The organism is Brevibacterium sp. GP-SGM9 (assembly GCF_047300845.1).
In the GTDB taxonomy this organism is placed as follows: Bacteria; Actinomycetota; Actinomycetes; order Actinomycetales; family Brevibacteriaceae; genus Brevibacterium.
Map to the genome: position 1 here is coordinate 1,433,419 of NZ_CP178563.1, position 14,511 is coordinate 1,447,929.

The 14,511-nt window shown below is 67.1% G+C and carries 13 protein-coding genes, 1 tRNA gene and 1 other RNA gene; 7 read left to right on the forward strand and 8 right to left on the reverse strand.

The features are described 5' to 3' along the window. Positions 1-91: 91 nt before the first annotated feature. Positions 92-1,267, reverse strand: coding sequence for an RNA polymerase sigma factor (locus ACH82I_RS06605; protein ID WP_413336329.1), 1,176 nt, complete (start codon positions 1,265-1,267; stop codon positions 92-94). Between the two features lie 4 nt (positions 1,268-1,271). Next, positions 1,272-1,679, reverse strand: a complete 408-nt coding sequence (locus tag ACH82I_RS06610; RefSeq protein WP_413336331.1) for a YciI family protein — start codon at positions 1,677-1,679, stop codon at positions 1,272-1,274. A gap of 241 nt (positions 1,680-1,920) precedes the next feature. Here ACH82I_RS06610 and ACH82I_RS06615 point away from each other — a divergent pair, with 241 nt between their 5' ends. From ACH82I_RS06615 to ACH82I_RS06635, 5 genes are all read left to right on the forward strand, one after another. Beyond that, on the forward strand, positions 1,921-2,616 hold the full coding sequence (locus tag ACH82I_RS06615) for a hypothetical protein (RefSeq protein ID WP_230747421.1): 696 nt from the start codon (positions 1,921-1,923) through the stop codon (positions 2,614-2,616). 217 nt (positions 2,617-2,833) lie between these two features. Then, positions 2,834-3,793 (forward strand): NADP-dependent oxidoreductase, encoded by a 960-nt coding sequence (locus tag ACH82I_RS06620; protein ID WP_413336333.1) that lies wholly within the window; start codon positions 2,834-2,836, stop codon positions 3,791-3,793. Between the two features lie 126 nt (positions 3,794-3,919). Next, on the forward strand, positions 3,920-4,453 hold the full coding sequence (locus ACH82I_RS06625) for a type 1 glutamine amidotransferase domain-containing protein (protein WP_413336335.1): 534 nt from the start codon (positions 3,920-3,922) through the stop codon (positions 4,451-4,453). Between the two features lie 9 nt (positions 4,454-4,462). Continuing rightward, positions 4,463-5,269 (forward strand): Fpg/Nei family DNA glycosylase, encoded by an 807-nt coding sequence (locus ACH82I_RS06630; protein WP_413336337.1) that lies wholly within the window; start codon positions 4,463-4,465, stop codon positions 5,267-5,269. A 55-nt stretch (positions 5,270-5,324) separates the two neighbouring features. Next, positions 5,325-6,899, forward strand: coding sequence for a SpoIID/LytB domain-containing protein (locus ACH82I_RS06635; RefSeq protein WP_413336339.1), 1,575 nt, complete (start codon positions 5,325-5,327; stop codon positions 6,897-6,899). Positions 6,900-6,944: 45 nt separating this feature from the next. Here the strand turns inward: ACH82I_RS06635 and sfnG are convergent, their stop codons facing one another. The 3 genes from sfnG to ACH82I_RS06650 all read right to left on the reverse strand — a co-directional run bounded on the left by sfnG (position 6,945) and on the right by ACH82I_RS06650 (position 9,576). Further along, complete coding sequence (gene sfnG, locus ACH82I_RS06640) at positions 6,945-8,111, reverse strand: dimethylsulfone monooxygenase SfnG (protein WP_413336341.1); 1,167 nt, start codon at positions 8,109-8,111, stop codon at positions 6,945-6,947. 336 nt (positions 8,112-8,447) lie between these two features. Next, positions 8,448-8,532 (reverse strand) — tRNA-Ser (locus tag ACH82I_RS06645). 153 nt (positions 8,533-8,685) lie between these two features. Further along, the gene (locus ACH82I_RS06650) at positions 8,686-9,576 is read right to left on the reverse strand and encodes a helix-turn-helix transcriptional regulator (protein ID WP_413336343.1); all 891 of its coding nucleotides are present in this window, start codon (positions 9,574-9,576) and stop codon (positions 8,686-8,688) included. A gap of 101 nt (positions 9,577-9,677) precedes the next feature. Here ACH82I_RS06650 and ACH82I_RS06655 point away from each other — a divergent pair, with 101 nt between their 5' ends. Further along, a complete protein-coding gene (locus ACH82I_RS06655) occupies positions 9,678-11,117 on the forward strand; it encodes an MFS transporter (protein ID WP_413336345.1) in 1,440 nt (479 codons plus the stop codon). On the opposite strand, the gene ACH82I_RS06660 is transcribed toward ACH82I_RS06655, so the two are convergent. The 3 genes from ACH82I_RS06660 to ACH82I_RS06670 are packed head-to-tail and all read right to left on the reverse strand — an operon-like array spanning position 11,095 to position 14,221. Then, positions 11,095-12,294, reverse strand: a complete 1,200-nt coding sequence (locus tag ACH82I_RS06660; RefSeq protein WP_413336347.1) for an ABC transporter permease — start codon at positions 12,292-12,294, stop codon at positions 11,095-11,097. The genes ACH82I_RS06655 and ACH82I_RS06660 overlap by 23 nt on opposite strands. Beyond that, positions 12,291-13,046 (reverse strand): ABC transporter ATP-binding protein, encoded by a 756-nt coding sequence (locus ACH82I_RS06665; RefSeq protein WP_413336349.1) that lies wholly within the window; start codon positions 13,044-13,046, stop codon positions 12,291-12,293. The genes ACH82I_RS06660 and ACH82I_RS06665 overlap by 4 nt, the downstream gene beginning before the upstream one ends. Then, positions 13,043-14,221: a hypothetical protein gene (locus tag ACH82I_RS06670; protein WP_413336351.1), complete on the reverse strand. Its 1,179-nt coding sequence runs from the start codon at positions 14,219-14,221 to the stop codon at positions 13,043-13,045. Before ACH82I_RS06670 ends, ACH82I_RS06665 begins: the two co-directional genes overlap by 4 nt. Positions 14,222-14,346: 125 nt before the next feature. On the opposite strand from ACH82I_RS06670, the gene ffs reads away from it, so the two are divergent. Continuing rightward, positions 14,347-14,442, forward strand: an RNA gene (gene ffs, locus ACH82I_RS06675) — signal recognition particle sRNA small type. The last annotated feature ends 69 nt before the right edge of the window (positions 14,443-14,511 follow it).

Sequence of the window (14,511 nt, forward strand, 5' to 3'; positions counted from 1 at the left end):
GGTGTCGATGACGTGGTGGGGAAGTTTCGATCGTATGCCACGAAGACTGTCACAGCCCCCTGCTCGGCCGCGATCGCACGCGTCTGATTCATCACAGTGACGTCCTCAGCTCCGCCGCCCGCCGCATCAGGTGATCGCGTTCGGCGAGGTTCGAGGTCCGCGCGGCGGCCGTCGCGAAGAGTTCGGCGGCCCGGTCCGTTTCGCCGGCGGCCGCGCGCAGATGCGCCTCGACGGCGGCATAGCGGGGCAGGTCCTCGGCCAGTTCCCCCAGGGCGGCCAAACCTGCCTGCGGCCCGTCGGCCTCACCGAGTGCGACCGCTCGATTCAGCGCCACCACCGGATTGTCGGTCAGGGCCATGAGTTCGTCGTACCAGTCGAGGATCTGCACCCAGTCGGTGTCCTCGACCCGCTGGGCATCCGCGTGGAGGGCCGCGATCGCAGCCTGCGCCTGATACTGACCGACCCGATCCCGGGCGAGCGCCGCTTGGAGAATCGTGATCCCCTCACTGATGAGGGCCGTGTCCCAGCGCCCCCGGTCCTGGTCCGACAGGGCGATCAGCCGTCCCGCCGAGTCGAAGCGGGAGGACCGGCGGGCGTGGTGGAGCAGCATGAGCGCGAGCAGTCCGGCGACCTCGGAATCATCGCTGAGTGAGCGCAGTCCGCGGGTCAGCCGGATCGCCTCTGCGGCGAGGTCGACATCGCCGGAATGGCCCTCGTTGAACACGAGGTAGAGGACGGTGAGCACCGAGCCGAGGTCGCCGGGGCGATCCAGCCGGTGACCGGCGATCGTGCGTTTGGCGCGGCTGATCCGCTGGGCCATGGTCGCCTCGGGCACCATGTAGGCGGTGGCGATCTGCTTCGTCGTCAGTCCCCCGACCGCGCGCAGGGTCAGAGCCACCGCCGAGGCGGGGGCGAGGTCAGGGTGTGCGCAGAGGAAGTAGAGCTCGAGGGAGTCATCGACCGAGACCGACTCCCCCGCCGAACGGACCTCGTCGAGACCGTCGAGCAGCGTGACGCGCTCCTCCCGCCGCGACCGGGACGCGTCGGAGCGCACGACGTCGAGGAACTTCCGCCAGGCCACGGTGACCAGCCACCCGCGCGGATCCCGCGGCGCATCGGCGGGCCATGCGGACAGGGCCTCGATGAGCGCTTCCTGCACGGCATCCTCGGCGGCCGCGAAGTCGGCTCCGCGGCCGCGGAGGATGCCGATCACTGCAGGGACGAGCTCCCGCAGCTCCACCTCGGCGAGGGTGTCGTCAGCGACCATGAGCTCAGTCGGTGACGGTCGGGGCCTCGCCCAGGAAGGGGCGCAGCTCGAGCCATTCGCGGATCGGCTGACCGTCCTTGCCCGGGGCCGCGGAGAGCTCACCGGCCAGTTCGAGGGCCCGCTCGTAGGAGCCGACGTCGATGACCATCCACCCGGCGATGAGGTCCTTCGTCTCCGGGAAGGGCCCGTCGGTGACCGGGGGTTGCCCGGGGCCGCCGGAGCGGACGAAGGTGCCTTCGGGTGAGAGCGCCTGGGAATCGACGAATTCGCCGGACTCCCTGAGCCGATCGGCGAAGTCGTTCATGTAGGCCACATGCGCGTCGACCTCCTCCGGCGCCCACTGATCCATCGGGGTGTAGTCCATGTATTCGCTCGGCATCCGATAGTGCTTGAGCATGAGGTATTTGGCCATGATCGTCTCCTTGTCCATCGCCGCTCGCACGGGTTGTGCTCGCTGACACCCCTGGGACGGAGCCGAGCGGCTGTTCTCGACATCACCGGGGAGAACTTCTCCAAGAATAGGGCGATGTAACCGACCTGCAACACCCGTCACCGGATGCGAACAGGAATCGGCCCTGGTCAGGCACGTGCGCTGAGAGGCTTGTCATGTACAAACGAACGATACATCCTCAGCACCTGCCAAGGAGCACATCATGAAGACCCCGATCCTCCTCAAGACCATCACCGTCGCCGGAGCCCTCGCCGCGACCCTGACTCTCTCGGCCTGCGATATGCACATCTCCTTCGGCCAGGACGACACCCTCCAGGATGAGGCCTCGACCGACCCGGGCGAGGCCGAATCCGAACCCACCGAGGAAACGGTCGCCGAGGAGTCCGCTCCCGGCTCGGACGCCGGACAGGATTCGACCTCGGGCAGCGATTCCACGACGGCCACCGATTCCACCTCGGCGAGCGACTCGGGCACCTCCGGCACCTCGACGAGCAGCGGCACCAGCACCTCGGCGGGCACCGTCACCGATTCGTCCGCCTCCACCAGCACCGCAGACTCGGATTCCGGGGCCTCGGGCTCAAGTGCCTCGGATTCCGGGGCCTCCGGCTCCGGTTCCTCCGGCGAGGGCAGCGGTTCAGAGGGCGTCGACCTCGACGATCAGGGCAACGGCACGATCCCCGCCGCCGACCTCGAGGCAGATATCAAGAACGCCTACGCGGACAAGGGCGTCTACGTCGACATCGTCGAATGCCGCTACGACCTGAGGATCATCGCCAAACGCGGAAGCACCAACTGCGAGGTCACCGACAGCGGCAAGACCCACTACGGAACGGTCAAGGTCACCTCGGTGACGAGCGCCGGCGTCGGCTACCAGCTCGAGTTCCCCAACATCAGCTGAGACGCGACCGAACGCCGAGACCTCCCCTCAGGCACCACGGACACATTCCCACCGCGAGGCGACCCCGACATCGTTCGGAGTCGCCTCGCGTCGTCGTATGACGCCAGATGCCGGGCCGGGAACAAACCCCTTCTGCGGGTCGTTATCGTCCACATCAACCGCAGTGCGGCCCCGTGAGGGCCCTGCGGCCTGATCGACAGCAGACAAGGAGTGTTCCATGACCAGAAGCGTCCGCTACAGCAGCAACGGTGACCTCGATCGGCTCGAGATCGTCGACGGCACCCTCCTCGAGGTGGGACCCGGCCAGGTCAAGGTCGACGTCCGTGCGGCCGGACTCAACCCCGTGGACTGGAAGATCCTCTCCGGCGGGATGGGCGAAGTGTCCGGGAGCGCCGGAATCGGTGCGGACTTCTCCGGAGTCGTCGCCGAGGTTGGTGAGGGCGTGAGCGACTTCAAGCCCGGCGACCTCGTCTTCGGCGGACTGCCCCACCGGTCGATCGCCGAGCAGCTGCTCATCGAGGACCCGGAGAACCGGCTCGACCTCATCCCCCGCGGCCTCGGACTCGACGCGGCAGGTGGCCTCTACATCGCCGGACGCACCGCGGTGGCCGGCATCCGCGCGATCGCACCGCAGGACGGTGAGACCGTCTACGTCTCGGGCGCCTCCGGCGGGGTCGGGATCATCGCCGCCCAACTGGCGGTCAACCTCGGTGCCCGGGTCATCGGCAGCGCCAGCGACGCGAATCTCGGTCTGCTCGCCAGCCTCGGGATCGAACCCATCGCCTATGGTGACGGTCTTGCCGAGCGTCTGCGCGCCGGGGCACCCGAGGGCATCCACGCCGCCTTCTCCACCCAGGGCACCGAAGGGATCGAGGAGCTGCTGGCCCTCGGTGTTCCGGCCGAGCGGATCGATTCGATCGGCGCCGGACCTCAGGTCGCAGACACCCACGGCGTCCACATCGACGGCGAAGCACACGCCCGCCGGGAGGATTTGGCATGGCTGGGCAAGGCCATCGCCTACGGGCACGTCCACCTGCCGGTGGCTCGGGTCTTCGCCTTCGACGAGGTGCAGGAAGCATACCGCTTCCTCCAGACCCAGCATCCGGCCGGCAAGGTGGTGCTGCGCATAGCGGCCACCCCGCTCAGCGCCGCGCAGCGAGGACACCTCAACGGCTGAACTCGGCAGGATCGGAATACAGGATCGGAATACCGGGCCCGCCCGGTGACGTTGTCAACGACGGTGCCCCCAGCACCACCTCGCGTCGCACTCGGCGCGAACACACGGAAGAAAAGGAGTTCGAACATGGCTGTCTCCGATAAGAGGGTCGCTTTCCTCCTCACCCGCGGTGTCGAGCAGGTCGAACTGACCAGCCCCCGCGCCGCCCTCGACGAGGCGGGCGCAACCACCGTCATCGTCTCCCCGTCCGAAGGAACGCTGCAGGCGATGGAGGGTGACTGGGAGCATGCCGATGAGTTCACCGTCGATGTCCCCGTCGCAGAAGCCTCGGTCGATGACTTCGACGCCCTCGTCCTGCCCGGCGGCACCCTCAACGCCGATGCCCTGCGCCTCGATGAGCATGCCGTCGACCTCGTCAAGGCGTTCTTCGCCGCCGACAAGCCGGTCGCCGCGATCTGCCACGCTCCCTGGATCCTCGCCGAGGCGGGGGTCGCCAAGGGCCGGAAGCTGACCTCGTTCGTCGCGACGAAGACCGATCTGGTCAATGCCGGCGCGGACTGGGAAGACACCGAGGTCGTCGTCGACGGCAACCTCATCACCTCCCGAAACCCCGGTGACCTCGACGCCTTCAACTCAGCGATCGCCGACAAGTTGAGCTGACCGGCGGACATGCCCGAAGGTCATGTGATCCACCGGCTCGCCCACGACCTCGTCGACCTCTTCGCCGGGCACCGGGTCGCCTCCTCGAGTCCGCAGGGGCGCTTCACCGGTGCCGGGCTGGTCGACGGGGACGTGCTCGAGCGCGCCGAGGCGTGGGGCAAGCACCTCTTCGTCGGCTTCGCCTCCACGGAGGCGCAGGTGCACATCCATCTGGGAATCTATGGGACCATGCGCCTGCTGCCCGGACAGCCCGCGGTCGTCGGGCAGGTCCGCTGGCGACTCAGCGACGGTGAGACCACCGCCGATCTGCGCGGACCCAACACCTGCGCACTCCTCGACCCTCCCGAGGTCGCAGCCGTCATCGACCGGCTCGGCCCGGATCCGCTGCGGCCCGAGGCAGACGCGCAGAAGTTCGTCGACCGGGTGCTCAGCTCCCGGTCGACGATCGCGACCCTGCTGATGGACCAGTCGGTCATCGCCGGAACCGGGAACATCTACCGCGCCGAGGTGCTGTTCCGGCTCGGCATCGACCCGCGCACACCGGGCAGATCGCTCGGTCGCGAGCGGGCCGAACAGATCTGGACGGACACGGTCGAACTCATGGAAGTCGGTCGGGCGCGCGGTCGCATCGACACCGTCCGACCCGAGCACGAGCCCGAAGAGATGGGACGTGAGCCCAGGCAGGACGATCACGGCGGCGAGGTCTACGTCTACCGTCGCCAGAACCAGCCCTGTCTGATCTGCGGCGCCCCGATTCTCACGAGCACCGTGGCGGGCAGGAACCTGTTCTGGTGCCCGGGATGTCAGGCCGCCTGAAGGATTTCCCTCCCCATTCACCCGCGGTCTTGACAGCACTGTCTATGATCAGTTCATGCCAGCTTCCCCGGCCGGACGCGTGACGTCCGGAATTCTCTCCTGTCTTCTCGTCGCTCTGCTGCTCGCTGCAGCGCCTGCAGTGGCCCCTGCCCATGCCGCGTACCCGACGAAGGGTGCGATCGGCACCGTGCACCGCAGCCTCGGCGGAGATTCGGGACGACTCGGTCCCCCGACGACTCCGGAGCGGTGCACGCTCAAGGACAAAGGCTGCTACCAGACGTTCAGGAACGGAACGATCCACTGGACGAAGGCCACCGGAGCCCACGCCACCTGGGGCGCCATCCGCACCGCCTGGAAGAAGTCGGGCTGGGAGCGGGGGCAGCTGGGCTACCCGACGAGCAACGAATACCGCTCCGGGTCTCAGACCCGCCAGAACTTCCAGAACGGACAGATCACCTGGACCAAGTCCGGCGGCGCGAAGGTCTCGGTGACGAAGGCGCCGGCCTCGTTCACGCTCAAGGGCGCCGGCTTCGGCCACGGTGTGGGTATGAGCCAGTACGGGGCCCGCGGCATGGCCGCGGCCGGCAAGAGCGCCACCCAGATCCTCGAGCACTACTACAATCCGGCGAAGGTCGAGACGCTGGCGAAGAACGCGAACTCCGAGATCACGGTTCAGCTCGTCGCCGGACGCAAGACGGCCACGATCACACCGAACTCCGGTCGCCTGCGGGTCAAGGTCGGCGGCAAGACCGTCGAATCGGGATCGGCGCTCACTCTCGAGCGCACCTCGGCGGGGAAGGTGAAGGCGAAGGTCGGCGGGAAGTCCTACGAGGCCACCTGGTTGGCCGTCGAATGGCAGGGCACCCGATACTGGTCGGGCAAGTCGAAGACGACGGTGTCGGTCGCTCATGCGCAGAACGGGTCGACCGGGGTCTACCGGCACGGACGCATCGAGGTCAGGCAGCTGAACAAGGCCCTCAACGTGTTGGGTGTGATGAGGACGAACAGCGAGTACCTGCCCGGCATTGCCGAGGTGCCCGCCTCCTGGCAGTCCGCGGCCCTGCAGGCTCAGGCGATCGCCGCCCGCACCTACGCCTACCGCAATCTCGGATCGCTCAAGTCCGCCTGCGGCTGCAATGTCTACGATGAGGTCGCCTCCCAGCACTTCATGGGCTGGAAGCATGAGAACGCCTCGGGCAGCGCGCCGTGGCGCAAGGCCGTGGCCGCCACCCAGTCGGGTTCGGGTGCGAGCGTCAAGACGGCGAAGGTCGTCGCCTACAAGGGCGCGCTCATCGATGCCGTGTATTCGTCGTCCTCGGCCGGGAAGACCAATTCCGCCGCCGAGGTGTGGGGCAGCGAGGTGCCCTACCTGAAGTCCCGTGACGACGCCGCTTCGAAGTCCAAGGCGGCGGGCAACCCGAACGCCTCCTGGTCCGTGACGATCACACAGTCCGCCATGGCCAAGGCCTTCGGCCTCAAGGATGTGAAGTCACTCGCGGTGACCCGGACCGGAGCCGGACTGGTCAGGACCGCGAAGGCGACCTCGACGAAGGGCGCCACCGCGAGCCTGACCGGTGTCCAGCTGCGCAGCAAGCTCGGGCTGAAATCGGCCAGCTTCAGCGTGAAGTAGGACTGGCGGTCGCGGCCGGTCTCAGGCTCCGGCCCGGGCTCGGTCTCAGGCTCCGGCGGGCAGAAGAATGCCCTTCTCGGCCAGTTCGGCCTCCTTCTCGCGGGCGATCGGGATGACCGTCTTGCCGAAGGCCTCGAGTTCCTCCTGGAAGTGGAGGAACGCGGTGAGGACGAGGTCGACACCGAGCTTCTTGTATTCGATGATCCGGTCGGCGACCTGTTCGGGGGTGCCGATGAGCTGGGTGCGGAAGCCGTCGTTGTATTGAACGAGGTCATCGAAGCTCGAATCGGCCCACATGCCCTTCTTGTCCGAGGTCGAGGCACCGGCCTCCTGCACGGACTTGCGGAAGCCGTTGACCGATCCTTCGTCGGCGTGGGCGATGATCTCGCGCAGCTGTTCGCGAGCTTCGGCCTCGGTGTCGCGGACGATGGCAAAGCCGTGGAGTCCGAAGCGGACCTTCCGGTTGTTCGCTTCGGCGACCTTCGTGACATCGGCATACTGTTCGCGGAAGCCCTCGAAGTCCTTGCCGTTGGAGAAGTACCAGTCGGCGTGCCGACCTCCGTTGTCGCGGGCGGCGGTGGAGTTCCCGCCCTGGAAGATCTCCGGGTAGGGCCGACCTTCGACTGGATAGGGACCGGGCCGGAGAGTGAAGTCGTTGACTGTGTAGAAGTCGCCGCGGTATTGCACGTTCTCCTTGGTGAAGAGCTTGCGGACGACCTCGATGAACTCGGCGGAGCGGCGATAGCGTTCGTTGTGGTCCAGCCAGGGCAGGCCGAGCTTCGTGTATTCGTCCTTGAACCAGCCCGAGACGACGTTGATCGCTGCGCGGCCCTTCGAGAACTGGTCGGCGGTGAGGATGTACTTCGTGAGCACCATCGGCTCCCAGATGCCGGGGTGGATGGCGGCGATGACTTTGAGCCTCTCGGTCGCGAGCAGCAGGGCCAGGGAGATCGAGGTCGACTCGTGCTGCTGGGCGGCCCCGTAGCTGGAGAGGTAGCGGACCTGACTGAGCGCGTATTCGAAGCCGACGTTCTCGGCGGTCTGGGCGAGCTTGACGTTGTAGTCATAGCCCCAGTCGGTGCGCTGCTCGACGTTCGAGACCACCAGGCCGCCGGAGACGTTGGGCACCCAGTAGGCGAATTTCAGCTCTTCGGGTTCGCCCGTGGAGACGGGATTGGCGGAGATGTACGTGCTGGTGCTGGACTCTGTCACGGCATCAGGCCCCTTTCATTCGTCGGAAGGTGTCTGCCAGCCTACGAACCGCCGGTGATCCAGCCCACACGATCGACGCATTGCTTCGCATCGGGTCACACGGGGACGCATTCTCTTCCGCGCGGGACTGTCGCAGGCAGCTCACCCGCTCAGGCAACGCGAAGCTCGAATAAGTCGTCGCCAGTGACGACTTATTCGAGCTTCGCGTTGACCGACGCCGATGAGTCCGAGCGGAGACGACCTTTTCGGATTTCGCGTTGACCGAGGGGCCGGGCGCCTACGGACGTGAAGAAGCCCCGCTCCCGAGTGTCTCGGGTGCGGGGCTTCTGCTTCGCGCGGAGGATAGGGGATTCGAACCCCTGAGGGCGTTAACCCAACCCGCGTTCCAGGCGAGCGCCATAGGCCACTAGGCGAATCCTCCGCGAATCAGCTTATCCGAGTCGTGACGACAATGCGAAATCGCAGTGGCCGAGTGTGAACCATCACACGATCGCGAGGTGAATGAGTCACGCCCACTCCCGTCTACGCGGTCCCGAGCACAGCGCCTCGAGCACTGCACCCGGCCGCAGGCGGCTCAGTCTCCGACGGCGTGGAGGTGGCGCCGGGGGCCCGCCTCGGCGCGTTTGCGTTCGATGCTGCCGTCGTTGATCCAGCCGTGCAGGGTCTCCAGCCGCGAACGGGTGAGCGAGTCGACCGGCTGGTAGACCGAGAGCGTCAGCCGCTGGTTCTCCTGGGCGATCAGCGTCGTCATCGTCAGCTTGAGTGTGCCGACATACGGGTTCTCGATGGTCTTCACCCGCCCCACCGAACGACCGACCGTCCCGGAGTCCCAGAGGCGGCAGAACTCCGGATGCGCCCGCAGCCGTCTCAGCAGCGGCGACCATTCCGGATCGTCGATCGACTCCGCATAGGAGGCACGCAGCTTCGCCACGACTTGCGCCCGATGACCGTCGTCGGAATGGAACGTCCGCGCCCATTCCGGACTCTCGAAGGACTGGATCGCACAGTTGCGGTCGGCCGGGGCGAGCTCCTCGAGGTCGGAGGCGAGATACCGCTCGACGGAATTGAAGGCGAGGATCGTGTACCTCGGGTCGGTGACCATCGCCGGCAGCGGCAGCAGCTCGTCGAGCAGGGTGCGCATCTGCTCACCGACCGCCGAGTCCCCCGGGTTCGCCACCCGGTCCGGGTATCCGCCGAGCAGGAAGAGATGGGCACGTTCCTCACGATCGAGCAGGAGCGCCTCGGCGATGGATTCGAGCACCGATTCGGAAGGGTGGACCTCCCGGCCCTGCTCGAGCCAGGTGTACCAGCTCGTGCCGATGTTAGCGAGCACGGCGACTTCCTCGCGCCGCAGTCCGGGCACCCGACGGCGGGTGCCCTTGGCCAGGCCCACGTCGCAGGGGCGGACCCGGTTGCGCCGCGAGCGCAGGAATCGTCCGAGCTCTTCGGTACTCACTTGTGCCATGCTTCAATTGTCCGCCCGATCTGCCTGGCTCATCCAGGTGGTGCGACCAACACCATCCGCACGCCCTCCCACAACCGCTTCCCGGCCCCGAGACTGGAGTCATGAGAAATTCCCCCACGCAGTCAGTCCTGCCCACCGACGCCGAGGCGATGGCCGGCTCCGTACCGGCCCCGACCCTGTGGCCGCTGCACCTCGGCGCCTTCCTCGCGACGTTCATGTTCTCCGTGTCGAATGTGGCCATCCCGGCCCTCAAGTCCGACCTCGGTGCCGATGATTCGACCTCGGCGCTCGTCGTCGGGCTCTTCTCCGCGGCCTTCGCGGCCGGGCTGATCCTCTGCGGGCGCATCGGCGACCGCTTCGGACGCCGCCGCCTGTTCACGATCGGCACCGGCGCGCTCGTCCTCGTCTCCCTCGGCGTCGGCCTCGCCCCCGATTCGCTCACCCTGCTCATCGCCCGGACCGCGCAGGGCCTGGCCGCGGCGGTGATGATGCCGCAGATACTCGCGAGCTTCCAACATGCACTGACCGGTTCCGCCCGACTCAAGGCGCTCAGCCTCTTCGGCGCCTTCTCCGGCGTCGGCACCGTCGGCGGGCAGGTCCTCGGCGGCGGACTGACCTCGGCCTTCGGCGACACTTGGGGCTGGCGTGCGGCCTTCCTGTCCTGCGGCCTCGTGGCGCTGGCCGCATTCCTCGGCTCGCTGCGCCTCACGAAGTCCCGCTCCGCCCACCCCGGTCCGCTCGATCTGCCGGGTGCGATCCTGCTCGGCATCGGCATGGTCGCCCTCGTCATCGGTCTCGCCCTCGGCCCCGTCACCGGGTGGCTGCCGCTGCCCGGCCTCCTCCTGGCCGTGTCAGTGCTCGGGCTGGCGGCGTTCGCGATCTGGCAGAACCGCGCCGAGGCGACCGGTCGTGACCCTCTCATCCCGCCGCAGGTGGTCCGTGTTCCCGCCGCCTGGATCGGGATGCTCATGGCGTTGGTGTTCTTCGCCGGCTTCGGCACCTTCCTGTTCAACTTCTCGCTGACCTCGCAAACCGGCCATGGGGATCCGGCCTGGGTCTCCGGGATCGCGCTCGGTCTCTTCGCCGCGGCCTTCCTCTTCGTCTCCCTGCTCGTCCCGCGAGTGGTCGGCAGGCTGGGCGGTCCGGGCACGATGCTGCTCGGCACGACGCTGCAGGTGTTCAGCCTCGTCGGCGTCGCCTGTGTCTCGGCGAGTGCTCCGGAGGCGAGCTGGAACCTGTGGCTACAGATTCCGGCGCTCAGCCTCGGCGCCGGTCAGGCCCTGCAGTTCGGTCCGCTCGTGGGCACGGTCGTCGGGGCGGTCCCCGACCGTGTCGCGGGTCTGAGCGGCGGGCTGATCTCGACGATGCAGCAGGCCGGGATCGCGGTCGGGGTGGCCCTCCTCGGCGCTCTCTTCCACGTGTTCATCCTCGACGTCGGCTACGACGACGCCTTCGCCCTCGCCTGCCTGGTCCAGGTGGTCCTCAGCTTGGCCTTCGGGGCCGGTGCGCTGGCTCTGCTCAGGCTCGGATCGCGTCGATGATGCGCACCCGGGTGGCGACGATGGCGGGGATCAGTCCGGCCAGGGCACCGACCCCGATCGACACCAGCAGACCCACGACCACCGCGCTGATCGGCACCTGAGGCGTCGTCGCACCCCCGAACACGAGTTCCCCGACGATGGGAGCCTTGAGGAGGAGGACGGCGATGAGCACTCCCACGGCACCGGCGATGGTGGTGGCGACGACGCTCTCCATCATCACGGAGAAGAAGATGCGCCGGCTGGTCGCCCCGAACGACCGGCGGATCCCGATCTCCCTGACCCGCTGTTGGATCGTCACCAGGGAGATGTTGAGCAGACCGAGCATGCCCATGAACAGGATGAGGATGCTGATGACCAGCAGCACGTTCTTCACCGGCCCCAAGGACTCTTCGAGGCCCGAGGCGAAGTCGGTTCTCTCCCCGCTGATGTCGAATCCCGGCAGCTGCCGCTCGAGATCCGCGGTGACCTGCTTGATCAGCTCCTGCCCCACCTCCGGCGGCAGCCACACCTCGAAGTCGGAGACGGCATCGGACTCCTCGGCGAACGCCTGCTGTTGGCCGTTGAGGACGTAGATGTTCCCGTGATCGCCGAAGTCGTCGCCGGGCACGGAGCCGATCACCGTGGCCTGGGTGCGCGGCGAACCGGAGAGTTCGATCGTGGCCGGCAGGGAGTTCGGGTCGATTCCGTAGTCGCTGAGGAACGTCTCATCGGCGACGACGGCCGGGGACAGGTTCGCTGCGTCGGCCTCGCTGAACCACCGGCCGTGGTCGACAGCGAGTCGGCGCATCACGGCGAAGTCGGGATCGACGATGGACATCGAGGCGCTCACGCTGCCTGTCGGGCCGGGCACGGTGGTCTCCGTCTGGCCGTAGGCGGAGACGTGGCTGATGCCGAACCGCTCGGCGGTGTCCCGAAGTGCCGCATCGACCTTCTCGGACTCGGAATCGCTCATCTCCGACTCCGTCGGGTACATGCTGACGGTGTAGGTGGCGGCCCTGCCTGCCTGCTGCTCATATTCGTCGGCCAGGCCCTTCTGCATCATATTCCCGAACCCGACGACGAGGGTCAGAGCGCAGACGGCGACTCCGACGCCGATGAGCGACATCAGCACGCGCACCTTGTGCACCCGCAGCTCCTGCCAGGCTTCGACGATCGATGCGGCGAATCCGGTGATCATGGCAGCTCACCGGCCAGAGCCTCGGCGGTGGCGCCGTCGACGATCGGGTTCAGCCGTCCCTGGCTGAGGGAGAACTGTCGTGAGGCCATGTTCGCGACCGCGAGGTCGTGGGTGATCGTGATCAGCGCGGCCCCGGAGTCTTTGGTGATGCCGTCGAGGATTTCCATCACCTGGCGGCCCGTTTCGACGTCGAGGGCACCCGTCGGTTCGTCGGCGAGAACCAGTTTGGGTTCGCGCACCAGGGATCGGGCGATCGCAACTCTCTGCTGCTCACCCCCGGAGAGGCGGTTCGGCTTCATGTCGATGCGATCGCCGAGGCCGAGCCGCTCCAACATCGCAGCGGCCAGCCGTCGACGGTTGCGGAACTCCCGTCCGGTGCCGTACATCAGCGGCGCTTCGACGTTTTCGACCGCGGTGCGACCGGGCAGGAGGTTGAACTGCTGGAAGACGAACCCGATGTCACGTCCTCTGATCTCGGCGGCCCGGTTCCGGGCGATCTGCTGCACCGGCTCACCGGCGAACTCCATGGTCCCGGTGCTCGGAGCGTCGAGGAGCCCGAGGATATTGAGCAGGGTCGATTTGCCGGTTCCTGAACGGCCGACGATTCCGATGTGCTCGCCCGCACCGACCTCGAGGTCGATATCGGCGAGGATCGTCAGCGTCTGCCCTTCGGCGATGGGCACCGACCGCGAAACATGGCGCAGGGACAGCAGCTCCGTAGCCGGGGCGGGCGCGGCGTCGGTGCCGCTCACAGGCCCGAGCCTTCGATGTACATGCCCTCGTCGAACTCCTCGTCAAGCTCTTCGTCTTCGGGCTCCGTACCGGGAACGAACTCCTCGATCTCCTCTCCTTCGTCGAGGCCAGACTTCACTTCGACCATGGACCCGTCGTTGAGGCCGATCTCGACTTCGCGCTCCTCGGGTTCGCCCTCCTCCCCGGTGACCCACACGGTGCCGGTGTCTGTCAGGCCCCGGACGGCGGACACCGGGACGACGATGACGTCTGCGGCAGATCCCGCTTCGACCGACATGGTCAGATCCAGGCTGTTGTAGACCGTGACCTCGTCGGGGACCGTGCAGATCAGCTGCGGTCCTTCACCCGCGCCGGCTCCGGCGTCCTCTCCCCCGGTGTCCGCCTCGGCTCCGGAACCGTCGTCTCCGGACTGACCGGACTCGCCCTGCGAGCCTGTCGAACCCGAGCTCGTGCCGGGGCCCTGGTCGAGCCGCAGCCGCTCGCAGTCGAACGGTTCCGGCCCGTCGGTGATGGCGATCGTCGCCGTGTCCGGCAGTGAGGGGACTCGGTAGAGGTCGGCGGCCTTGATCGCGGCTTTCGCGGTAAACGTGTTCTTCAGCAACTCGGTCACCTGCGTATCGGCAGAGACCGAATCGCCCATCTCCACCTCGAAGTCGCCGACGGTTCCGTCGTCGGAGGCGATGATCGTGTGATACTTCGGCTTGGGCGGAGTGGCCGGAGCCGGCTCGTCGGAATCGTCGCTCGCCTCGGCGTCGGTGCCCTCGGTGCTCGACTCGGACGTTCGGCCCGCACTGTCCTGGTTCTCGCTCTCCTCGCCTTCGCTGCGGACTTGGAAGAGTTCGGCGCCTTCCATGACTTCGTCCCCGGGTTGGACAAAAAGGTGATTGACCGTGCCCTCGTGCTCGGCCTTGACCGCGGTCGGTGAATCGACGTTGATCGTTCCCTTGACCTCGAGCAGGTTGGAGATGTCTCCACGCTCGGCGGTGACGGTCGAACCGGCGGGCTCCCCGGTGGCTGCGGCCCCGTCGAATTCGTCGTCGGATGCCGGTTTGAAGGCGATCCACCCGAGGAGTGCGGCGATGATGACGAGAACGATGAGGAAGGCGAGCGGCAGAACGACTCGGCGGAAGATGTGCATGGTTCCTTCGGGGATCGGCAGTGGGGATCGTTTCAACCCTATCCAGCAGATGGGCCTCTCAGGCGGCGATCGGATCACGAGAACATAACAGTGTCCTTGTCAGCTGGTTGGGGGTGTCGACCTCGTTTTGGCTGGCAGGGATGCTCTCGACTAGACTGGTCGCTGGCTCCCCGTGCGGCGTCATCTTGTGAACTCCCCCAGGGCCGGAAGGCAGCAAGGGTAAGCGAGCTCTGGCGGGTGCACGGGGAGTCCTCATTCCCCCAAGGTCACAATTCCACAACTCCCCTTTGTCGCTGTCAGCCCAGGTCAGCCTTGACTTTCGACGT